The 21,119-nt window shown below is 64.3% G+C and carries 16 protein-coding genes and 2 pseudogenes; 9 read left to right on the top strand and 9 right to left on the bottom strand.

Annotated features, from left to right (window positions below; all coding sequences use genetic code 11):
- Positions 1 to 9 precede the first annotated feature (9 nt).
- From ACAD63_RS18045 to ACAD63_RS18035, 3 genes and pseudogenes are all read right to left on the bottom strand, one after another.
- Positions 10 to 813: a cyclase family protein gene (locus ACAD63_RS18045; protein ID WP_434033097.1), complete on the bottom strand. Its 804-nt coding sequence runs from the start codon at positions 811 to 813 to the stop codon at positions 10 to 12.
- Positions 814 to 860: 47 nt separating this feature from the next.
- Positions 861 to 1,832, bottom strand: a complete 972-nt coding sequence (locus ACAD63_RS18040) for an MFS transporter (protein WP_434034016.1) — start codon at positions 1,830 to 1,832, stop codon at positions 861 to 863.
- Positions 1,833 to 1,840: 8 nt separating this feature from the next.
- Positions 1,841 to 2,026 (bottom strand): annotated as a pseudogene (locus ACAD63_RS18035) (MFS transporter); the annotation flags it as partial.
- Positions 2,027 to 2,332: 306 nt separating this feature from the next.
- Between ACAD63_RS18035 and ACAD63_RS18030 the strand changes: the two are divergent.
- Positions 2,333 to 3,028, top strand: a complete 696-nt coding sequence (locus ACAD63_RS18030; protein WP_434033096.1) for a TetR/AcrR family transcriptional regulator — start codon at positions 2,333 to 2,335, stop codon at positions 3,026 to 3,028.
- A gap of 253 nt (positions 3,029 to 3,281) precedes the next feature.
- Here ACAD63_RS18030 and ACAD63_RS18025 read toward each other — a convergent pair whose 3' ends face one another.
- Entirely contained in the window at positions 3,282 to 3,986 is a 705-nt protein-coding gene (locus tag ACAD63_RS18025; protein ID WP_434033095.1) for an RraA family protein, read from the bottom strand.
- A 438-nt stretch (positions 3,987 to 4,424) separates the two neighbouring features.
- Here ACAD63_RS18025 and ACAD63_RS18020 point away from each other — a divergent pair, with 438 nt between their 5' ends.
- Entirely contained in the window at positions 4,425 to 4,691 is a 267-nt protein-coding gene (locus tag ACAD63_RS18020; protein WP_434033094.1) for an H-NS family nucleoid-associated regulatory protein, read from the top strand.
- Between the two features lie 126 nt (positions 4,692 to 4,817).
- Here the strand turns inward: ACAD63_RS18020 and ACAD63_RS18015 are convergent, their stop codons facing one another.
- From ACAD63_RS18015 to ACAD63_RS17995, 5 genes and pseudogenes are all read right to left on the bottom strand, one after another.
- Positions 4,818 to 6,005 carry an adenylate/guanylate cyclase domain-containing protein gene (locus ACAD63_RS18015; RefSeq protein ID WP_434033093.1) on the bottom strand — a complete coding sequence of 396 codons (1,188 nt, stop codon included), beginning with the start codon at positions 6,003 to 6,005 and terminating at the stop codon, positions 4,818 to 4,820.
- Positions 6,006 to 6,032: 27 nt separating this feature from the next.
- Positions 6,033 to 7,520: a hybrid sensor histidine kinase/response regulator gene (locus tag ACAD63_RS18010; protein WP_434033092.1), complete on the bottom strand. Its 1,488-nt coding sequence runs from the start codon at positions 7,518 to 7,520 to the stop codon at positions 6,033 to 6,035.
- Positions 7,521 to 7,797: 277 nt separating this feature from the next.
- Positions 7,798 to 9,114 (bottom strand): annotated as a pseudogene (locus ACAD63_RS18005) (M23 family metallopeptidase).
- A 59-nt stretch (positions 9,115 to 9,173) separates the two neighbouring features.
- Entirely contained in the window at positions 9,174 to 9,848 is a 675-nt protein-coding gene (locus tag ACAD63_RS18000) for a c-type cytochrome (protein ID WP_434033091.1), read from the bottom strand.
- Positions 9,849 to 11,273, bottom strand: coding sequence for a flavin monoamine oxidase family protein (locus ACAD63_RS17995; RefSeq protein WP_434034015.1), 1,425 nt, complete (start codon positions 11,271 to 11,273; stop codon positions 9,849 to 9,851).
- Positions 11,274 to 11,666: 393 nt separating this feature from the next.
- On the opposite strand from ACAD63_RS17995, the gene ACAD63_RS17990 reads away from it, so the two are divergent.
- From ACAD63_RS17990 to ACAD63_RS17960, 7 genes are all read left to right on the top strand, one after another.
- Positions 11,667 to 12,500 (top strand): phytanoyl-CoA dioxygenase family protein, encoded by an 834-nt coding sequence (locus tag ACAD63_RS17990; protein WP_135706674.1) that lies wholly within the window; start codon positions 11,667 to 11,669, stop codon positions 12,498 to 12,500.
- Between the two features lie 17 nt (positions 12,501 to 12,517).
- On the top strand, positions 12,518 to 12,934 hold the full coding sequence (locus tag ACAD63_RS17985; protein ID WP_167884645.1) for a RidA family protein: 417 nt from the start codon (positions 12,518 to 12,520) through the stop codon (positions 12,932 to 12,934).
- A 196-nt stretch (positions 12,935 to 13,130) separates the two neighbouring features.
- Positions 13,131 to 14,495: a DUF1329 domain-containing protein gene (locus ACAD63_RS17980; protein WP_434033090.1), complete on the top strand. Its 1,365-nt coding sequence runs from the start codon at positions 13,131 to 13,133 to the stop codon at positions 14,493 to 14,495.
- Positions 14,496 to 14,526: 31 nt separating this feature from the next.
- Positions 14,527 to 16,473: a DUF1302 domain-containing protein gene (locus tag ACAD63_RS17975; RefSeq protein ID WP_434033089.1), complete on the top strand. Its 1,947-nt coding sequence runs from the start codon at positions 14,527 to 14,529 to the stop codon at positions 16,471 to 16,473.
- Entirely contained in the window at positions 16,473 to 18,851 is a 2,379-nt protein-coding gene (locus tag ACAD63_RS17970; protein ID WP_135706671.1) for an efflux RND transporter permease subunit, read from the top strand. Before ACAD63_RS17975 ends, ACAD63_RS17970 begins: the two co-directional genes overlap by 1 nt.
- A gap of 24 nt (positions 18,852 to 18,875) precedes the next feature.
- Positions 18,876 to 19,868, top strand: coding sequence for a WD40/YVTN/BNR-like repeat-containing protein (locus ACAD63_RS17965; protein WP_135706670.1), 993 nt, complete (start codon positions 18,876 to 18,878; stop codon positions 19,866 to 19,868).
- 95 nt (positions 19,869 to 19,963) lie between these two features.
- Positions 19,964 to 21,097: a saccharopine dehydrogenase family protein gene (locus tag ACAD63_RS17960; RefSeq protein WP_135706669.1), complete on the top strand. Its 1,134-nt coding sequence runs from the start codon at positions 19,964 to 19,966 to the stop codon at positions 21,095 to 21,097.
- Positions 21,098 to 21,119: the final 22 nt, after the last annotated feature.

Here is a 21,119-nt window from a genome sequence, read left to right as displayed (position 1 = left end):
TGGTGAGGTTCAAGCGGCATTGAGGGCATCGTCGAAGATGGCAACGGCACGCGTCCAGCCCGCCGAGCCACCGCGAATCTTGTGCGGGAAGCAGGAGATATAGAAACCGTGCGGAGGCAGCGACTCGAGGTTGTGCAGCTTCTCCAGGTGGCAATAGCCGATGCGGCGGCCCGCCTTGTGGCCTTCCCAGATCAGTGAGGCATCGCGCGTCTGTGCATACTTCTGCGCCGTATGCACGAATGGCGCATCCCAGCTCCACGCGTCGGTACCGGTCAGGCGTACGCCGCGCTCCAGCAGGTACAGGGTGGCGTCCAGGCCCATGCCGCAGCCGGACGAGACATAGTCAGATTGGCCGTAGCGCCTGCCCGCACGCGTATTGACCACCACGATCTCCAGCGGTTTGAGCACATGCCCGATGCGGGCGAGTTCCGCCTCGACATCGTCGGCGGTGACTACGTAGCCATTATCCAGGCCGGTGAAGTCGAGCTTCACGCCTGGCTGGAAGCACCATTCCAGCGGCACCTCGTCGATGGTGATGGCGCGCTCGCGCTGTCCCGACGACTCGTTCATGGTGCTGTGGAAGTGATAGGGGGCGTCCAGGTGGGTGCCATTGTGCGTGTTGAGCCGGACGTGCTCGATCGCCCAGCCTTCGCTGTCCGGCAGGTCTGACGGCTTCAGCCCCGGGAAAAAGCTGGTGACCTGCCCGGCGGTGGAGCGATGCGACAGGTACTCGATCCGGGGGCCATAGCCGGGCGGGTCGGAAACAACATCGTTTTCCAGGTAGATCGAGAGATCGACGAAGCGGCGAGTCATGGTGGCAGGTCCTTGGTTGAGAGGCGTACGAAGGGGCATCGCGGGATTCAGCCGGCGTCCAGCGACGGTGCGGCGCCCGGCGCCTTGGGCGCGTCCGTGCCGGCCTCATGACTGGCGGCGGTGCGTGGCAACAGCGCCACCACGATAGCGGATAGCAGGAACAGGCCGCCGCACAGCGCGATGCCGGGGGCAAAGCCGTACGACGTCGCCGCCGAACCCAGTGCCAGCGGCGCGAAGGCGGAGATGCCACGGCCGACGTTGAAGCAGAACCCGGCGCCGGTCGCGCGGATGCGGGTCGGGAACAACTCGGCGAAATAGGAGCCGACCAGCCCCGCGAAGGCCATGAAGAAGGCGAAGAGCGGCCCCAGCACGAGCAGCGTGGCATGGTCCGAGACCACGGCATAGACCGGCAGCGTCAGCCCGGAGCCGACCAGCGAGGCGATCACGGCACGTTGCTTGCCGATGCGGTCCGCGAGCATGCCGAAGACGTTGTACCCCAGGAACATGCCGAGGTTCAGTACAGCCAGGAACCTTGCCATGGTGGCGACATCGAGACCTCGTTCCCTGACCAGGAAAGTCGGCAGCCACGTCGAAGCCCCCCAGTAGGCGGACAGCGCCAGCGCGGAGGTCGCGGTACCGAGCAGCGTAACGCGCAGCATGCCGGGTGCGAACAACTCGGCAAGCCGCCCGCCGCCGGCGCTTGCCCTGAGGGAGGGCGCGCCGGACCGCTGCTGGCGCCAGACCTCCGATTCCGGCACGCGCAGCCAGACATAGACGATGGCGATGACCACGGCGGCGCCGCAGATCAGGAACAGCATGCGCCAGCCGTGCGTCGGCAGCAGCCAGGCCGCGGCCATGGCGGCGACGGCAGCACCTGCTGAAAAGGAGCTGAGCACGAAAGCGGTGGCCCGTCCGCGTTGGTGCGCGGGCCAGGTCTCGTTGACATGTGCCGCTGCCGCGCTCCAGACCCGCCGAGGCCAAGGCCCGACAGGAAACGCAGCAGCAGGATCTGGCGCCAGTCGGTGGCGGCGGCGATCGCCATCGTCAACGCGCCGAAGCTCACCAGCGACAGCAGCAGCGCCGTGCGCCGGCCCATGGTATCGGCGAGCCTGCCCATCACCACGCTGCTCAGTCCGATGCTGACCAGCGTGGCGGTGACCAGCAAGCCAGCCTGCGCCTGGGTGATGTGCAGCGATGCCGTGATCGCGGGCATGGCGATGGCGAGAATGATGATGTCGACCGCGTCGAACATATAGCTGAGGAAGCAGCCGATCAGCACGCGCCACTTCAGCGAGGCAGGGTTGAGGGGGGGCATGATGCGTCTCCTGGTTTGGCAGGCCTGGCCGAAGCCACCGTAGCCTTCCTTGGGTTTTGACTGTACGATCGTTCAGGATTTGATTTGACGGACTGTACGCTCGTACAGTCTGGTGCTGCACTGGGGTAAACGCGGGGATCGAGGGGCGAAACGAGGGGCAAAACGAGGTTCGCTACAATGGCGCGTTAATTACGCGGAGGCAGCATGGAAGGCAGGGAAGCGCGCAAGCCGGCGGCCGGGGCGCGAGGCAAGGCGCGGGATGCAGCACAGGAGGCGCCGGCCCCGGAAGCCAGCAAGCGCGAACGGGTGCTCGATGCCGCGGAGCGTTTGTTTGCGGAGGGCGGCTTCGACGGCGTGTCGATGCGCGATATCGCGGCGGCCGCCGAGGTTGGCTTACCGTTGATCGTCTACCACTTCGAGACCAAGCGGAACCTGTACCGCGCGCTCTTTGACCGGCGCAAGGCGCTGTTCGAGGCGCGCCTGGCAGCGCTGCGCGAACCCCTGGCCGATGGTGAGGATCCGGTCGAGCACATCGTGCGGGCGTTCGTCGAGCCGGTGATGCGGATCCAGGAGACGGAGGCCGGCGTTGCCTACGCCAAGCTGGTGGCACGCGAGGCCTCCGACCCCCGGGAATCCGAGCGCGGCATTGTTGCCGACTACTTCGATCCCTTTGCCATGGAATTCGTCAGGGCGATCCGCAAGGCCTTGCCGGGTAACAGCACGAACTATGCGCACTGGGCCTATCTGTTTGCCGTCGGGGCGCTTGTCATGAGCGTGTTCGACAGCCGTATCGAGCGGATCTCCGGGAACAAGGTCAAGGCCGGCGACGTGCGGCGCAAATCGGAGTATCTGGTGGCTTTTATCGCGGCGGGAATTCGCGCGGGTACTAAGACGAAATAGAGTCCAGCCGCAGCAAGCCGGGAAAGGAAAGCCGCAGCCAACAACGGCTGAGAAAACCCATCGACATAAGATTCCAATGCAGATCTGTCTTCAAAGCGGGGTAACCCCAGCGGCTCGCCTGCCATAGTAGCCAAGATGCACTTTTGCAGCCAGAAGTCGGAGGGCTGTTTTCGACCCATTGCGGTCGATCGGACTTCAGGAAACAGACATTCGATCATTTGATCCTCGAACGCGCCGAACAGGTCAAAATGCTCTATTCGGCATTACGCACGGCGCGCTGCTGATACGAAAACGTATTGGCGAACACCGAGTCGACATCTATGAGTTGTCCAATCGTGCTTCCCGCACGTAGCCGGTCCTGGAGAATGTGCTCTGTTTCCAGTAGCTCCTCGGCCTTGCCAATGATCTCTTCGCAGCGGGCGAACGGCACCACCACTACACCGTTTTCATCCGCCACAACGATATCGCCTGGTGAGACCGGTACGCCGCCGCACTGAACGGGAACGTTCACTTCACCGTAACCGGCGATGGCCGCAACATTGGGCACGATACCGCGGCACACGACCGGAAACCGAAGTCGGCGAATTTCCGGCACATCGCGGCAGGCTCCGTCGATAACTGCAGCGATAACGCCACGGTTTAGCGCGGACAACGTCATGTTCTCCCCCCAGAACGCGGTGCTAGCCGACGTATGTGCGTCAATCACGATGACGTCGCCCGGTTCGCTAACGTCAATAGCCTTGAACGGCGCCGCGAGGTCCGACGCAAGCGCCCTGGCCGTGACTGCGGTGCCCACAAAGGAAAGAGGTTCGAAGATGGGCCGAAGGGAAGCCGACATCGCGCCGAATCGGCCCATACAGTCGGACAACGCACACGTCACGGAGTCGTACGATGCGATTAGCTCTCGATATCGACCTATCAGCTCGCTTGAAGGACGCACCACAGCAGGAATGATCATTTCAATCTCCCTTGGTGAATGGATCGTCAGCCGATAATAGACCAATGGAGTTTCGCTGGTAGCGACAGCGACCGAAGACCGAACCCCTTGACCAACGGGTGGCGCGCTTGAATGACGGTTTTCGGGAAACTCCTCTGATGACCGTTATTGGCCGGTTGCTGCCTTTGGTCGGGCCTGGCGGGAACCTGGCCCACCGGCCCCAGCTTGCTGGTGACAAATTTAGTTCGCAACCTGCAAACGCTTGGCCAGCAAGGGCTCGCGCAGAGTTGACCAAAATCGCTCGGCGTGTTGACACATTTACTGTCGCATCGGTGACACATTTAGTACGGTCTACGGCGGTGCCAGGCGCAAAACCGGACGAACAGCAAGACGACAAGCAGGACCCGCCGACGGCCGCCTCCAACCCGGAAGACGGCAGCGACAGCAGTGACGACAGCAATGACAGCAAAAACTGAGCGGGCGGCGCCGATCCGCTGGATCCAGGCGGAGATGGCCGACTACGGGCTGACAATGGAGGAGCTGGCAGCGGCGGGGTGCTTCGATCCGCCGCCCCCTCCGCCCCCGCCACCCGCACCAGCGCCACCGCCAGTGGTCTGCTACCGCAACGCCGCGGGGCAGAGTTGGGACGGGCAGGGCGACATGCCGGACTGGCTGCGGCGGGCGGTCAATGCGGGGCAGAGCGTGGAGTTTTTCCGGGTCGGGTAGCTTCGACAGGCAGATTCCATTGGGGCGGACGTACGTGGTGGCGGCCACCAAGGGACGCGTATATTGCGTGTCCTCATGAGCGAATGGTGCAAGGACGCCGCCGTCGACGGTACGGTCAGCATGGGGTTATCCGGGCGCGTCAGTGTCTCTCCCTGCTACCAGCCATGTATGTAGCTCACCGATGCCCTTGACATCAATGGCTCCGCGCGCTTCCAACACAAAGGGCTTCCCCAGCTTTTGCCGGGTGGCTTCCGTGACCTGCACACAGCCAGCTATACCGTGGGACTCCATCCGGCTCGCAATATTGACCGTTTCGCCCCACAGGTCATAGATGAATTTTCGCCTGCCGATCACGCCGGCGATGACCGCGCCGCTGTGAATGCCAACCCGCAACTGCAGGCCGTAGCCGCTTCGCGCGTTGAACCGACTCAGGGACTCCATCATGTCCAGCGCCATATGCGCGGCCCGGACGGCGTGGTCGGCCGCAGGGACGGGCAGGCCGGCAGCGGCCATGTATGCGTCGCCGATCGTCTTGATTTTCTCGAGCCCGCGCTTGTCGGCGATAGTATCAAAGTCAGCGAATATCTCGTTAAGTACCGCCACCAGTCTCTCGGGGCTCAGGCCGGGAGAAAAGCGGGTGAACTGCACGAGATCGGCGAACAGCACCGAGACCGCCTCGAACCTGTCGGCGATGACTTCCGGCGGGCTGGCGGCGATGAGATCGGAGCGCAGCTTCAACCGCTCGGCGATGGGAGACGGCAGTACATTGAGGAGAAGCCGCTCGGTGACTTGTTGCTCGCAGACAAGCTGCTCGTAAAGGCGCCTGAGCTCATCGCTCTGGCGGACGATGGTCTCCCGGCTCGCTTCCAGCTCCCGCACCTTGCGCTCGAGTTCCTTGCCGTGCTGCAAGGACTCACTGTGCAGCAGGCGCACCTCTAGCATGTTCCGCACCCGCATCAGTACTTCGCCGAGATCGAATGGCTTGCTGACAAAGTCCTTCGCACCAGCCTGCAGTGCGCGCAGTTTGTGATCGGGTTGGGCGGTGACAACGATCACAGGAAGGTAGCTGTCCGGCTGGACGACCTTAAGGTTCTCCATGACCTCGAACCCGTCCATGCCGGGCATCTGGAGATCCAGCACGATCAGGTCATAGTGGTTCCTGCCGTGCAGGTCGGCAACCATGCGCGGATTGGTGGTTGATTCGACGCCGTTGTATCCGGCCGCGTGCAGTATCCTTTCGAGCAGCAGGACATTGGCCTCCAGATCGTCAACGACCAGGATTCTTGCAGCCAGAATGTCCGATGGGTGGATCATGGCAAGCCGGTTCGCCGGGACTCGGTGCTAGTCCCGCGCAACTGATCCTCGCGGCTGTTCCAGTGCCGCGTTCAGTGCGTCCATGAATTCATGGATCCTGATGGGCTTGGTCAGGTATCGGAAGAATCCCGCTTTCATGCCCCGTTCGATGTCGCGCGGCATGGCGTTGGCACTGAGCGCGATGACCGGAATATGCATTGTCATCGGGTCTTCGCGCAGGCGTCCCAGCGCTTCTATGCCATTGATGTCGGGCAGATGGATATCCATCACGATCGCATCGGGCACAGAAGCGCGCGCGAGCTCGACGCCGAGAATCCCGGTGGCCGCGGACAACAAATGCACGTCTGCCCGGCGGGCGAGGAGTTGCTCCAGGAGCTTGAGGTTGGCGGGGTTGTCTTCCACATACAGCAAGGTGTGCATCGTGGACGGGGCTTCGATTGGCGGCCGGACAGGCATGGCGGCCTCAGCGCTTTCGCCAGCCATTGCAGGCGGCGCGGCAGCAGGCAGTTCGACCCGGAACACGCTGCCCACGCCAGGCGTGCTTTCGGCGCTGATGGTTCCTCCCATCAACTCGGCCAGCCGCTTGGCCACTACGAGGCCGATGCCGGTGCCTTCCACGGGGCCAGCCTCGTGCCCCAGGCGGTTGAATGGCTGGAATAGCTGCGCCAGCCGCTCCGGTGTCAGCCCTGCTCCGGTGTCGCGCACGATGACGCCTACGCGATCTTCCGTCGTCGTCACCTGCACATCGACTGAGCCTTGGTCCCGGTTGTACTTGATGGCATTGGAAAGCAGGTTGAGGAGGATTTGCTTCAGGCGGGTCCTGTCGGCACGTACGAAGCAGGGTGGTTCGACTGCGGGAAACCGCATGCGGACCGTGTGCTTCAGTGCTTGCTGCTCAAGCATTGCCTGGCACTCGTGCAAAGTGTCGATGACCGATACCGGCTCAGGGGACAGCGACGCCTGACCGGCTTCTATCCTGGCGAGGTCAAGGACTTCGTTGATGAGTTCCAGCAAATGCCAGCCCGCTTTCAGGATCTGGTCGATGCTGGACTGCTGCGCCGCAGTCGGAGGCGGAGCCTCGGAGGCCATTAGTTGCGCGAAGCCAAGGATGGCGTTCAGCGGATTGCGCAACTCATGGCTCATGCTCGACAGGAATTCCGACTTCGCATGATTCGCACTTTCAGCAGAGGCCTGGGCCTGCTTCAGCGCTTCGATGTCGGTGCTGGATGCCAGCCACTTTACGACCTTGCCGTCAGCATCTTTCAATGGTGCCCCGCGTTCGAGGTGCCATCGGTAGGCGCCATCGGATGCCCGTTTCAGGCGATATTCGATTTCGTACTCGCGGCCTCTCGCCACTGCGTCTGCCCAGTGGCCGATATTGCGCGCGAAGTCCTCCGGGTAGACGGCGGATTTCCAGGCGCCGGACCGGGTTTGCTCAAGGCTGAGGCCGGTATAGCTCGTCCATCGTCGGTTGCAGTAATCGATCCGGCCATTCGCATCGGCGGTCATGATCATGTGTGGGATGCCATCGGCGAGCAGCCTGAAGTGCGGCTCGCCCTCCCTCAAGGCGAGGGCGGAAGGTCGATCCTTTCCCGATCCATCATGAGGCTGCCTGCGCATGATCTGCCCCCGCAATCGTCGGTCTGGCGTCTGCGCGCAAAAGGCGATGGCAGGTCGGCCGGAATCCGCGTCACGAAGGAAAGCATACTCGCAGCCACTGCCAGTGCAAACCGGCACGCGCGGGGGCGTCCCTGGTCAATTTGCGAGTCTGCGGTTCGCCACTTGGGGCGGCTCAGCCCAGGGTAGATGTAACTTCGATGCCGCGCAGGACATGGATACGGCTCAACATCTCACTGGCTTGGCTCAAGAAGCCCTGTCGGGCGCGTCCGGTCAGCGTAACGGGTTCCATCAGCATGACGCTCAGCGGGTTCTGCGGCACGTCGTTGAACCGAAGCTCGTAGTGCAGATGCGGTCCGGTTGCCCAGCCGGTCTGGCCGACGTACGCGATCAGCTGCCCCTGCGTGATGCGCTGGCCGGGCTGGATACCAGCGAAGCCTGACAGGTGCGCATAGTACGTCGAATAGCCGTCGTGATGTTTGAGGATAACGATATTGCCGTAGCCCGTCTGCTGGCCGACAAAGTCAACCGTCCCGTCCGCTGTGGCGAAGACCCGGGTTCCTGTCGGGGCAGCATAGTCGACACCCTTGTGCCGGATCCATTGGTGGTGCACCGGGTGGTTGCGCCAGCCGAAGCCCGACGACATGCGTGAGAACTCGACCGGCGAGCGGAGAAACGGGCGCGCCATGCCTCGTCCGTCGAAGGTGTAGTAGGCGCCGGAGTTGCTGCCGTCTGCGCGGTCATACCACAGCGCCTGGTAGAGCTGGGCGCGGTTGGCGAGTTCGATGGCCACGACACGGCCGTTGCGCACCAGCGCGCCGTCACGGAATCCCGCCTCATAGACAATGCGAAAGCGATCGCCCTGGACGATGTCATGCTGGAAATCGACCACACCCGAGAAGATCGAGATCATCTGCCGGGACGATGTCGTCGGGCACCTTCGCGGCGTCCATCGTCCTGAAGAATCCGCTCGCCGTGATGGTGCCGGAACGCATCTCGTAACGCAGTTCGTTCCTGGCCGCCTGCAGGTTCGCCTTGAAGGCAGGCTTCTGAAAGCCGCCGGTGCGTCGGATCAGCAGTTCGCGCGAGGCGGTGGTATTGCCGGCTACGGGGCGCGCAGCGAGACCAGCAGCTTGTCCTGGTCGACCTCGGCCTGGACGACCTGGTCCGGCTGAAGGTTGAACAGGGTGCGCGCCGCCGGATCGCTGGAAATAAACTGTTGTGCGTCGGGATCTTCCATGCCGAGCCGTCTGAGCAACGTCGCGATCGTGTCGCCGCGTCGCATGGGCTCCTCGTGGAAGTATGTGGCACCGGCATCCGCCAGCTTTTCGAGCTGGTCGCGCACGTCGGGGAGTTGCTGGGCTTCCAGCCGGCGTGGCGCACCCGGTTCGTGGTAGGCGTTGCGCGGTGCCACGCTCATGGCTGCCGCCATGCAAAGCATGAGGACAGCCGCCACGCCGGCTGCCAGCCAGGACGGTGTGTATCCGCGCATTCCCCGTCTCCTGTCTGACCCGTGCATCTTGCCGACTGGCCTTGCTGCCCCGTCGGACCCTATCGGGTGCCGATCTCCCTGCGCTCCGGCGACATCCTGGCCAGGTAGTGGGCCACTGCCGGGATGTCTTCGTTCGACAAGGTGGCGGCAATGCTGTCCATGGCGCCGGACGCGTCATGGCGTTTGCCGCTCTTGAACGCGGCAAGCTGTTGCCCAAGGTAGCTTTCTCCCTGGCCGGCGAGGCGTGGTGCCAGGTCCTTCCCGGTCAACCCTTCGGCATGGCAGGCCTGGCAATTGCGCGCCTGGACCACAGCCTTGCCGCGCGCCTCGAGCGCGGCGCTGGCCGTGACATCCGGGCTGACGGTCGGCGCCTGCCTGGCGTAATAGGCTGCCAGCAACCCGATCTGCTCATCCGTCAGGTTCCTGGCTAGCGGCCCCATGGTCGGGCTGTCGCGCTGCCCGCTGGCGAAGGCGCGCAACTGCGCCTCGATAAAGGCCGCCGGCTGGCCGGCCAGGGCAGGGTACTCCGCGTTGCGGGACTGGCCGCGCGGGCCATGGCAGGCGAAGCAGGTCTCCGCGAATTGCGGCCAGCGTCCACCATCGGCCTGGCTGGCCAGGGCCTGGTTATCCAGTGCCGTTCCGAACCGGTGATAGTCCATGAGATCGGGAACGATGAAGGCGGCCACCGCCACCACGGCTGCAGCCGCCACGAGAACAGGGCGCTTGTATTTCATTCATGCCTCCCGAACCGGGTATGCCAGGGCGCCCAGCACCTGCAGGGCGGCGCGGTGGCCGGAACGCACGGCACCATCCATGGCGCCAGCCCAGATGTCGGCCGTCTCTGTGCCAGACCAGATCAGCCGCCCTGCCGGCGGATGCAGGTACTGGCCCAGCTTGGTCCAGAAGCCCGCCGGCATCGGGTTGATGCAACTCATCGACCAGGCATCGACCTTGCCCCAGTCGAGGTCGTGGTACTGCACTGGCTTTAATGCTTTCTCCCCGAACGCCTGGGCATAAATGGCCGAGAGGATGTGTTCGGCGGCCTTGGGGTCGGCGGGCAGGAAGCCCGGCTTGACGAATGCGCTGATCACGCCGACCGAGCCGTCTGGCGGCGAGTTGTCGACTGACCAGATCAGCGGACCGTCCAGCGGTACGACCTGCCCGTTGAATCCCTGGTCCCGCCAGAAGGGCTTTGCATAGACATGCGCGGTCTTGCGCATGGGCGCGTGCGCCGGCCAGAGCCGATGCAATTGCGCCCGTCCTGCGGGCAGCTGCGGATCGAACACGACCTGCTGGCATAGCGCCGGATTAAGCGCGGCGATCACGTGGCGCGCCCGTACCACGCCCTGGTCGGTGTGCAGCTCGACAATGTCGCGATCCCAGCCAACGATCTTGCGTACCGGGCACGACAGGCGGACCTTGTCGCCAAGTCCCCGTGCCATCCGGATGCTGAGGATCTGCGCGCCGCCGACGAAGCGCGTCTCCTGGGCGCCGCCCTTGATCTTCTCAAGCGTGTCGTAGTCGCTATTAGCGCTGTTGATCACCGACAGGTAGTGCAACAGCCCCAGTTGCGCCGGTTGCGCGCCGAGCGACAGGGTTGCGGCCAGGCTGAAGGAGAATTTTTCCTCGTTGCTCAGGTCTTGCCGTGCCAGCCAGTCGCCGAGCGACAGCTTGTCCAGCTCTGCCGCGTTTGCCGCTGTCCATGGTGCGCCGCTGGGCACGCGGCGCGCCAGCTCGCTGAGCCTGGCGGCGACTTTTCCCTGGGCACCGACGCCGCCCTGGAGATCCTGCGTCACGCGGACATCGCCAGCCAGGAATACGGTCTTGCCCTGGTAATAGGTATCGAAGGTATCGACGCCGAGCTCGCGCGCCAGGTCGGCAATGGCGGTCTGGCCGGGCCCGATCCACTGCCCGCCGGCTTCCGAGACTACGTTGTTGCCCAGGTCATGGTTGTAGGTGCGGCCGCCGACACGGTTACGTGCCTCCAGGACGACGAACGTGTCGCATCCGCCGCGTTTCAGGTCGCGCGCGGCGGTCAGGCCCGCCAGCCCGGCACCGATGATCGCGACATCGAGCACGTCGCGCTGCGCGGATACGCCGCCAGCGCCCTGCGCCCGCGGCGCCGCACTCGCTGTGCGTGGCGTGCCGGACAGCAGCATCGCAGCGCTTGCCGCCGCGGCCACGCCGAGCAGGCGGCGTCGGGTCAGTGCGACTGCGTCGCGGTTCACGATGTCTGCCGGGGCGGCATCGACGTCCAGCGCATCTTCACGTGTTTTCGCGTGCTTCGACATTGTTAGGACAAAAGTTAAAAGATTGATATGCTGGCCGGAAATATAGGTCAATCACACAAACAAGTCAAAATGATGAGGGCAACGGCCGAATCCATGCGGGCAGGGACAGCGAGTGAGGTATTGGATAGGGAATACCCTCCCTTTTACTTCCGACTTATATTTGTCATCATGACCTAATGTTGGTTGGTTGTTCTATAAACGAAGCGACCGGAAGCGCACGCGGCCGGGCGCCGGGCTTAATGAAGCATCAGGAGAGCATCCATGGATGAATCCAAACGAAGGGCCTTCGAAGAGGACGGTGCCGTCCTCATCGAGGGCTGTCTCAACGCGGAACAGTTGGCCATGTGCCGGCAAGTCTTTGACTGGGGCATCGAGAACCCGGGGCCCAACGCCCACAGCCTGTTTGACGGCTCCGTGCAACGGTCGCAAGTCGATAACGCCAATCCCTTCGCAAAGGGGCGGCTGGATGAACTGGTCGCCTCGCTCCCGTTCGGCCAGCTGTTCGCCGACCTGTGGGGCTCCAGACATGTCTGGTACTTTGCGGAAGAGTTGTTCCTCAAGCAGGGTGGCCGGGCCGGGCGCTCGCCGTGGCACCAGGACACCTCTTATCTGCCCTGGGCGGGAAAGCACTTCGCCAACGCGTGGATCAGCTTCGAGGCGGTCCCCAAGCGCAATGCGCTGGAGATCGTCAGGGGCTCGTACCTGGGTACGCGCCACGATGGCAGCACCTTCCAGAACCCCGACGACCCCACCGAGCCGTTGCACGGCGGTGGGGCCTGGCCGCGGCTGCCTGATATCGAGGCCGAACGCCGCACCGATCCCAATGCGTACGACATCCTCTCCTGGGCAACGCAGCCGGGAGACGTTCTGCTGCTGCACCCGGGTTCGCTGCACGGCGGGGGCGCTGTCGACGCCGATTTCCCGGACCGCCATACGCTGGTGTTGCGCTTCTTTGGCGATGACGCGGTCTTCAGTCCGTTGCCGGAGCACAGCGATGCCGGCTTCACGCCGGCGGGTGTGCTGTACGTCGAAGAACTGGCATCGCTGAAGGCGGGGGACCCCTTCCGCGCGCCGTGTTTCCGCCAACTCATTTGATAAACGATACCGACCTCATGACGACCACGACGATGAAACGGCAACCGATCATTCCGCCCGGCACCCAGCCGCTCTACGACGCCTACCATTTCGCCCCCGCGACCCGGGTGGGCGACACCATCTGGGTGTCGGGCCAGGTTGGGCTCGACGCCACCATGAAGCCCGGCGAGGGCATGGAGGCACAGGCACGGCTGGCCTTTGCGTCCCTGCAAGCGATCCTTGAATCGGCAGGCGCCAGCCTGGACGATGTTGTCGAGCTGACGACCTATCACACCAGCCTGCGGCAGGAAATCGAGGCCTTCACCAAGGTCAAGGATGAATACCTGCCGAGCCGCTATCCGTCCTGGACTGCGGTAGGCGTGGCGGAGCTGGCGCTTCCCGAGTTGTGCATCGAGATTCGGGCCGTGGCGGTAGCTGGCAGCGGCGGCGCCTGAGCCTGGTCATGACGCCACGCCAGCTGCCGGGGGCCGCGCCTGTGCGTTTGCAAGCATCGCATCCAGGCGCGCAGGGAATACCCCAGCTCTTTTTTTCTTTTGTTCTTTGTCATTGTTACCTAAGTTAGGTAACGTGTTCTACATCGTAAAAACACGAAGCGAAGCACTTCGTGGCCATGCCAGACAGGAGACTCAGATGAGATACAAGACGTTGTTCCTCAGCGTGACCCTTGCGTTCGGCGGAGCGGCTTATGCCGCGGCCTCCGAGCAGGACGCGGGCCGGCTCGGCAAGGACCTCACCCCGGTGGGTGCCGAACGGGCCGGCAACAAGGACGGGTCGATTCCGGAGTGGACCGGTGGCGACATGAAGGCACCGGGTGGCTGGAAGCCCGGCACGGCGCGCCCCGACCCGTACGCAAATGACAAGCGCGTACTTTCGATCGACGCGTCCAATGTCGACAAATACAAGGACAAGCTTGCCCCCGGCCAGATCGAAATGGTGAAGACGATCCCGGGCTATCGGATGGACGTCTATCCGACGCACCGTTCCTGCGGTTTCCCCGACTTCTTCTACGAGCGGACGAAGAAGAACGCGACGACGGCGAAGCTTGGCGCCAACGGCCAGGACCTCGCCGAGGCGATCGGCGCCGCAGTGCCGTTCCCGATCCCGCAGAACGGCACCGAAGCCATGTGGAACCACAAGCTGCACTGGAAGGGCGAGGGCTTCCAGATGAGCTATGCCGGCTACATCCCGCCGAAGGGCACCGACAGCATCGGCGAGCCGCTTGGCCAGCAAGAATGGCAGATGTCGCCGATGTGGTCGCCGTCGAACAAGGGCATCGGCGACGCCCGCGGCATCGAGAGCCTGTACCTCAACACCTTTACCAGCCCGCCGTCGATCGCGGGGGACGCCACCCTGACGCAGTACAAGTTCTCCGAGGCCAACGACGTCTGGCTGTACTTCGCGAGCCAGCGCCGCGTGCGCCGGGCACCGACGTACCAGTACGACGCCCCGCAGCTCAATACCGAGAACCTGCTGACCGTCGACCAGTACATGCAGTTCAACGGCCCGCTCGACCGCTACGACTGGAAGCTGGCCGGCAAGAAGGAAATGTACGTGCCCTACAACACGTACCGGGTCAACTCTTCGGCGAACAAGGTCGACGAAGTCGTCAAGCCGAAGTTCCTGAGCCGCGACCTGACACGCTATGAGCTGCACCGGATGTGGGTGGTGGAGGCCACGCTCAAGCAAGGCATGCGGCATACCTTCCCCAAGCGCGTGTTCTACATCGACGAGGACACCTGGACCATCCTGGTGGAGGACATGTACGACGCGCAGGGCAAGGTCTGGCGCACCACCGAGATGGGTCCCTACATGGCCTGGGAGGTGCCGGCCTGCGTCTGGGCGGCCAATACCAGCTATGACCACCAGACCCGCCGCGCCGTGCTAGACCGCGTCGTCGCCGGCCACAAGGAACCTGACTGGCTCGCCGCAAGGGAAGGGCGCCTGAAGGAGAAGACCTTCGAGCCGGACGGCCTGCGCCGGTTCACCACACGATAAGCCAGAAAAACAGAGCCACGGGGAGACAGGCATGAAACTGCGTGATGTTGCAGCAGCGGCGGCGCAAGCCGCCGCGGGGATGCGAATGGAACGGAAGCTGGCCCGCTCGGTAATCGTGGGCCTGCTGGCGACGTCGGATGCCGGCTCGGCTTTTGCCGCACAGTGGACGCTCGACAACGGCTGGGCGGTGGCCTTCGACTCGACGGTCTCGTTTGGCGCGGCCATACGAACGTCAAAAACGAACTGCAGCTTTGTCGGCAACGACAACGGCGGTTGTGTAGGCGACGCGCCAACGCCGCTGCAGAAAAGCAACCCGTCTGTCTTCTCGTCGAGCCTGGACACGCTGCGCCTGAACCAGGACGACGGCAACCTGAACTACAAGCGCTGGCAGCCGGTCTCGGCCAATGCGCAGTGGACCAGCGACCTCTATGTCAAGGGCACCAACGGCTGGAGCGGGCTGGTGCGCGGCGTCGTCAACTATGACTTTGCGACCGCCCACACCCGACGGACCGACCTGGACCCGCACGCGCGGAACTTCGCCACCAGCGACCCGCGCCTGCTCGACGCCTACATCACAAAGGAATTCGACGTCGGCGACCAGCAGGCGCGTGTCCGGGTCGGCAACCAGGTGCTGAACTGGGGGGAAAACCTCTACATCCCGGGCGGTATCAACGCGATCAACGCGATCTACCTGCCGTCCGCGCACCAGCCGGGAACGCCGCTTAAAAATCTGTTCATCCCCGCGCCCATGGTCTCTGCGAGCACTTCACTCGGCAAGGACCTCGGCCTGGAGGCCTTCTACCAGTGGAAGTGGAACAGCTTCAAGTTCGACGGGCCCGGGACCTTCTTTTCGACCAGCGACTTCCTCGGCAAGGGCGGACGGGGTTTCTATATCCCGACTTCAGCCGTCAATGGCGCGCTGGCTGCGTCGGGGCTGGCCCCGCTTCCCACCGGCACGATCGGCGACACGGGGACCCGGATCGTCGGCATCAATCCCGCGACCGGGATGCCCTACAACCGCCGCCTGAGCACCGGGGAGCTGGCGAACTCCAATACCAATCCGGTCGGGCCCCTGGTCGGAACCGGCACCTTCATCCCGCGCGGCCCGGACAACAATCCGAGCAACAACGGGCAAGGTGGGATGGCGCTGCGCTACAAGTTCCCCGACAGCGGCAACGAACTCGGCCTCTATTACTACCACTACAGCGAGAAGGTGCCGTTCGTGAGCTACCAGGTGGTCAACACGACGAGCAACCCGTTCGGCTGGCAGGCGTCCCTCGACTACGGCAAGAACCGCGACCTGTTCGGCCTCTCGTACAACTTCCAGGTTGGCGAATGGGCGATCGGCACCGAGCTGTCGTACCGTCCGCGGGACAGCGTTGCCATCGATCCGACCACGGTCATCGATCCGGCCAACCCCTACTACTGCAATGCCCTGGCCGATTTTTCCGTCAAGCCCGTCGGAAGCAGTTGCCGCGGCGCGATCGACACGCAGCACTATCAGCTCCACCTGACCGGCATCCACATCATGTCGCCTTCGGGTTCGTTCGGCTGGCTGCTGCGCGCGCTGGGCGCGTCCGAGGGCACCATCACCGCGGAAGGTGCGCTGGCGTATTACCCGAAGCTCAGGCTCAACGCCGGCATTCCGTATGCGGTCACCGCCGACTACACGCTGCCTACCAAGCTGTCGGCGGGGATGGTGCTGGCGGCCTCGGTGACCTATCCCAACATCTTCGGCACGCGGGCGTCGCTGTCGCCGGACATCGCCGTCATGCAAGGCATCGGAGGCTATTCGGCCACGGCGCTGCCCGGCTTCATCCGGGGCGCGGGCGCCGCGGTGATCGGCGCGACCCTCGACTTCAAGACGAAGCCGGAGACAAAGATGCGCCTCGACTACACGCACAACTGGGGCGGTAGCGGCAGCAACCTGCTGCGCGACCGCGACTTTGTCTCCCTCAGCATGACCACGTCCTTCTGATGCTTTCCCGCCTGATAACCCGTCTGGAAGCGGCCCTGTTCGGGCACCGCCTTCCTTTCCTGCTCGCACTGGCGGGATTCACCGCCTTGATGGGCGTGCTCGGCGCGAAGCTGCACCTCGAAGCCGGCTTCGAGAAGCAGCTGCCGCAAGGCCACGAGTACATCAAGACCTTCGAGCAGTTCCGTGACAAGCTCTTCGGCGCCAACCGGCTGACCATTGCCGTGCATGCCCGCCAGGGCGATGTCTGGAATGCGGCGACGCTTACCCAGGTCCTCAAGGTGACCGAGGCCGTCACCTATCTTCCGGGCGTGGACCGGACCAGCGTGACGTCGCTGTGGACACCGAACGTGTTCTTCACCGAGATCACCGAGGACGGCTTCCGGGCAGAGGCGGTGGCCGGCGGGGATATCGTGCCGGAAAAGCTCTCCGCCGATGTCATCGGCAAGATGCGTCAGCGCACCATGGCCGGCGGCCATGTCGGGACCCTGGTGGCACGCGACCAGTCCAGCGCCCTGATCACCGCCGAGCTGGCCGACGTCGATCCCCGCACGGGCAAGAAGCTCGACTATATCCAGTTCAACCGCCTGCTCGAGGAGCAGATCCGGCGCCCGTTCGAGAACGACCAGGTCGAGATCGAGATCATCGGCTTCGCCAAGCAGATCGGCGACATTGCCGACCGCGGCGCGGACGTGACGCGCTTCTTCGGCATCGCCTTCCTGCTCACCGGGCTGGCGGTCTACTGGTACTGCCGTTCGGTGCGCCTGACCCTGCTGCCGCTCGCCTGCTCGCTCGTGTCGCTGGTCTGGCAGTTCGGCACGCTGCGCCTGCTGGGCTATGGGCTTGACCCGCTCGCCATCCTGGTGCCGTTCCTGGTATTCGCGATCGGTGTCTCGCACGGCATCCAGCAGATCAACTTTATCGTCCGCGAGGTCGCCCAGGGCACCGACTCCGCCATTGCCGCCCGGCGCAGCTTTACCGGCCTGCTGATTCCCGGGTCGCTGGCGCTGGTCACCGCGCTGGTGAGCTTCGTTACGCTCATTCTCATCCCGATCCCGATGATCCGGGAACTGGCGATCACGGCGGCCATCGGCGTGGGCTACAAGATCGTCACCAACCTGATGATGCTGCCGGTGGCGGCGTCGTACTTCCGGTTCACGCCGGAATTCGCGCAGCGGGCACTGGCGCGGCGCGAGCGTCATAACGGGTGGCTGGAGGCGGTGGCCCGGATCGCCCAGCCGCGCAACGCACTGATCGTGACCATCGCCGGCGCTGTGGTCTTCTGCCTGGCGTTCTGGCAGAGCCAGGGCAGGCACGTGGGCAGCCTCCAGGCCGGGGCGCCGGAATTGCGCGCGGATTCCCGCTACAACCAGGACGTCGCCGCGATCGTCAACCGCTTCGACGTGGGCCTGGACTGGCTCACAGTGGTGTTCGAGGCCACGCCGGACCGCCATGGCGAGGTCTGCTCCCGCGCCGACGAGTTCTTGTTCATCGACGACTTCGCCTGGCGCATGGGCAGCGTGCCCGGCGTGGTGTCCACCGATTCGCTGGCCGCCCAGCTCAAGCTCTACAACGCCGGGATGAACGAAGGCAGCCCGAAGATGGCCACCGTGACGCGGGACCCGCGCGGGCTCGGCTCGCAGTTCCAGGGCGTCAACAACCGCATCGCCGGGCTTTCGTCGAGCGACTGCCGCGTGCAAGGCGTCAACCTCTATCTGCCCGACCACCGCGCCACCACGATCCAGACCGTGGTGGCGGCGGTCAAGCAGTTTCGCGAGTCCAACCGGCTCGATGGCGTCGCGGTCAGGCTCGCAAGCGGCAATGCCGGAGTCCAGGCAGCTACGAATGAAGTGCTGGAGGCCAGCGAGCTGCCAATGATGCTGTACGTCTACGCCGCCATCCTCCTGCTGGTCTTCCTAGTGTATCGGGACTGGCGGGCGATGGTCGCCTGCTGCCTGCCGCTGACCGTGGCCACGTGGATCGGTTACTGGTTCATGAAGGAGCTTGAAATTGGCCTGACGGTGGCGACGCTGCCGGTAATGGTGCTCGCGGTCGGCATCGGCGTGGACTACGCCTTCTACATCTACAACCGCCTGCAGGTGCAACTGGCAAACGGTCTCGCGTTCACCGACGCGCTTGCCGTGGCGCTGAAGGAAACAGGGCTGGCGACCGTATTCACGGCCATTACGCTCTCGGTCGGCGTGGCGACCTGGATGTTCTCGAGCCTCAAGTTCCAGGCCGACATGGGCGCGCTGCTGACCTTCATGTTCCTCGTCAACATGGTCATGGCCATTACCCTCCTGCCCGCGTTCGCGGCGGTGCTGGAGACGTTCTTCCCCCGGCGCGGCGCGGTGCGCATGCCGGAAATCCTGAAGCATTGAGACGCGAGAAGGCGTCAATCCCCCATGAACCTGCACCGATTCCTACCTGTTGTCGCGATCGCCTTGGGCGTGGTGTGCCCGTCGCGGGCGGCGGAGACCTCCGCCGCAGCACCGTGGCCAACGCTGGAGCCCGCCCGGCAGGTCTCCAATGCGGTGGCCGCGCCGCTGCTGGCGTCCGCGCGTGCCGGCAATCGCGTGGTCGCTGTCGGCGACCACGGCGTTATCCTCCTTTCCGACGACGGCATCAGGTTCCGGCAGGCAAGGATGGTCCCGGTCCGCTCGCTGCTGACTTCTGTCCAGTTCATCGACGCGCGGCGCGGCTATGCGGCGGGGCACGATGGCGTTGTGCTTGGCACGCAGGATGGCGGCGAGACGTGGAAGCTGTTGCGTGCCGAGAAAGGCGCGGAGCAGCCGATCCTTTCGCTCTACTTCGACAGTCCGGAGCACGGCATCGCCGTGGGGCTGTACGGCTGGGCCATCGAAACCCGCGATGCCGGCCGGACCTGGTCCGAGATCAAGGTGGCGACGGGCGAGAACGTGGGCGAAAACGCCGACCGCCACCTGCTGCACATGTTCCGATCCGGTCGCGGAACGCTCTTCATCACTGGCGAAGGCGGCACCATCTTCCGCTCCGCCGACCGAGGCAAGTCGTGGCGGGCCTCGGCCACGGGCGACAACGGCTCGCTGTGGTACGGGCGCGCACTCCCCGACGGCTCCCTTCTGGTCTGCGGCATGCGCGGACACCTGTACCGCAGCAGCGACGACGGCATGACGTGGCAGCGCGTGGACTCGCATACCACCCAATCGCTCACCGGGATCGCTGAGCTTGCTGACGGCCGCGTCGTCGTGGTCGGCATGGCCGGGACGGTGCTCGACAGCAAGGACGGCGGCAAGACGTTCTCGGTCACGCAGCGCGCAGGGCAGGAGTCCCTGACCGCGGTGCTCGCGGACGGTTCGCGGCCGCTGCTGATGTCGATGGCGGGTCCTTTGCAAAACGACGGTCCGGCCAGGCGATAGGCACACCACAAGCATTTCCAGTCGTCCCGTCAGAGGACGGCATTCCTTTCAACCACCCAATCACTTGTCAGACACAACTCTCAAGGAGACAAAACATGGCAAAGCACCCCGTCGTCGTCTATGGCGCAAGCGGCTACACCGGCATGTTGATCATGGACTGGCTGATCGACCAGGACATCCCATTCACGGCCGTGGCGCGCAATGCAGGCCGGGCGAAGGAAATGATGGCCCAGCGTGTCGTGCGCCTCGAATCGGCAAACTATGAACTCATCGAGGCGGGCCACGATGTCGATGCCCTGGTGAATGCCTTCCGCGGCGCGAAGGTGGTCTGCAACACCGTCGGACCTTTCTCAACGGTCGGGCTCGTTGGCGTCGAAGCGGCGCTCAAGGCGGGTTGCCATTACCTCGACACCACGGGCGAGCAGCCGCACATCCGCCGCGCGCGCGATCAGTTCGGCGACCTGTTCCGGCAGGCCGGGCTGCTGTTGTCGCCGTCCAATGCCTACATGTACACGTTCGCCGAGATTGCCGCGGAGCTGGCGCTGGAGACGCCCGGCGTCGATGCGCTGGAAACCGCGACGCTGACGCGCGGCCCGCGTGGCGGCAGTGCCGGCGTGAGCGTGGGCTCGACCGCGACGATCTTCGAAGGCTATCGCCACGAGGCTTGCTACCTGTGGGAGAACCAGCTGGTGCCTTATGCGGCGGATGCGTCGTTCAATGTGGTCGATCCCGCCTTCATGCAACCGGTGTTCTGCCTGCCGTGGGGCGGTACGTCGCTGCCGGTCTACTTCGAACACGATCCGCGCGTACGCAGCTGCATCTCCAGTGTCGGCTTCTACGACAACGACGCGATGCGAACGGTGCATGCGCTGGGCAAGAAGTGGGAAGCCGAGTACAAGCACCTGCCCCGCGAGCAGCAGGACGCGGTGCTGAAGCAGATCGTGGATTCGACCACCCCCGCCATGCCGCCGCGGGAACGCACCACGCTGCAGCGCACCGTCGATTTCGCCATCGGCCGCGGCCAGATCGCTTCGGTGCGGGCGACCGTGCATGGGACCACGCCATATATCGCCACCGGGGCCATCCAGACGGCAGGCGTCATCAAGCTGCTCGACGGCGACACCGCAAAGGTCGGTTTCGCATCCGGCTCGAAGGCCTTCGGGCACCGCTACCTGCTCGGCTTCCTCGAGCAGCGCGGGCTGGCTCGTGCGACGGTTTCGCATCTGTAATTGCCGTGCCGCCCCGGCCTGT

It is taken from the genome of Cupriavidus sp. a3 (genome assembly GCF_051015765.1).
In the GTDB taxonomy this organism is placed as follows: domain Bacteria; phylum Pseudomonadota; class Gammaproteobacteria; order Burkholderiales; family Burkholderiaceae; genus Cupriavidus; species Cupriavidus oxalaticus_A.
This window is presented reverse-complemented; position numbering and strand designations above follow the sequence as displayed.

What these genes read in the sequence shown, in the direction of transcription:
- ACAD63_RS17965 (WP_135706670.1), top strand. Translation starts at nt 18,876, where the DNA reads ATGAACCTGCACCGATTCCTACCTGTTGTCGCGATCGCCTTGGGCGTG.
- ACAD63_RS18015 (WP_434033093.1), bottom strand. Translation starts at nt 6,005, where the DNA reads ATGATCCACCCATCGGACATTCTGGCTGCAAGAATCCTGGTCGTTGAC.
- ACAD63_RS17980 (WP_434033090.1), top strand. Translation starts at nt 13,131, where the DNA reads ATGAGATACAAGACGTTGTTCCTCAGCGTGACCCTTGCGTTCGGCGGA.
- ACAD63_RS17975 (WP_434033089.1), top strand. Translation starts at nt 14,527, where the DNA reads ATGAAACTGCGTGATGTTGCAGCAGCGGCGGCGCAAGCCGCCGCGGGG.
- ACAD63_RS18010 (WP_434033092.1), bottom strand. Translation starts at nt 7,520, where the DNA reads ATGATCATGACCGCCGATGCGAATGGCCGGATCGATTACTGCAACCGA.
- ACAD63_RS17990 (WP_135706674.1), top strand. Translation starts at nt 11,667, where the DNA reads ATGGATGAATCCAAACGAAGGGCCTTCGAAGAGGACGGTGCCGTCCTC.
- ACAD63_RS18025 (WP_434033095.1), bottom strand. Translation starts at nt 3,986, where the DNA reads ATGATCATTCCTGCTGTGGTGCGTCCTTCAAGCGAGCTGATAGGTCGA.
- ACAD63_RS17985 (WP_167884645.1), top strand. Translation starts at nt 12,518, where the DNA reads ATGACGACCACGACGATGAAACGGCAACCGATCATTCCGCCCGGCACC.
- ACAD63_RS17995 (WP_434034015.1), bottom strand. Translation starts at nt 11,273, where the DNA reads ATGCTGCTGTCCGGCACGCCACGCACAGCGAGTGCGGCGCCGCGGGCG.
- ACAD63_RS18045 (WP_434033097.1), bottom strand. Translation starts at nt 813, where the DNA reads ATGACTCGCCGCTTCGTCGATCTCTCGATCTACCTGGAAAACGATGTT.
- ACAD63_RS18020 (WP_434033094.1), top strand. Translation starts at nt 4,425, where the DNA reads ATGACAGCAAAAACTGAGCGGGCGGCGCCGATCCGCTGGATCCAGGCG.
- ACAD63_RS18030 (WP_434033096.1), top strand. Translation starts at nt 2,333, where the DNA reads ATGGAAGGCAGGGAAGCGCGCAAGCCGGCGGCCGGGGCGCGAGGCAAG.
- ACAD63_RS17970 (WP_135706671.1), top strand. Translation starts at nt 16,473, where the DNA reads ATGCTTTCCCGCCTGATAACCCGTCTGGAAGCGGCCCTGTTCGGGCAC.
- ACAD63_RS17960 (WP_135706669.1), top strand. Translation starts at nt 19,964, where the DNA reads ATGGCAAAGCACCCCGTCGTCGTCTATGGCGCAAGCGGCTACACCGGC.
- ACAD63_RS18000 (WP_434033091.1), bottom strand. Translation starts at nt 9,848, where the DNA reads ATGAAATACAAGCGCCCTGTTCTCGTGGCGGCTGCAGCCGTGGTGGCG.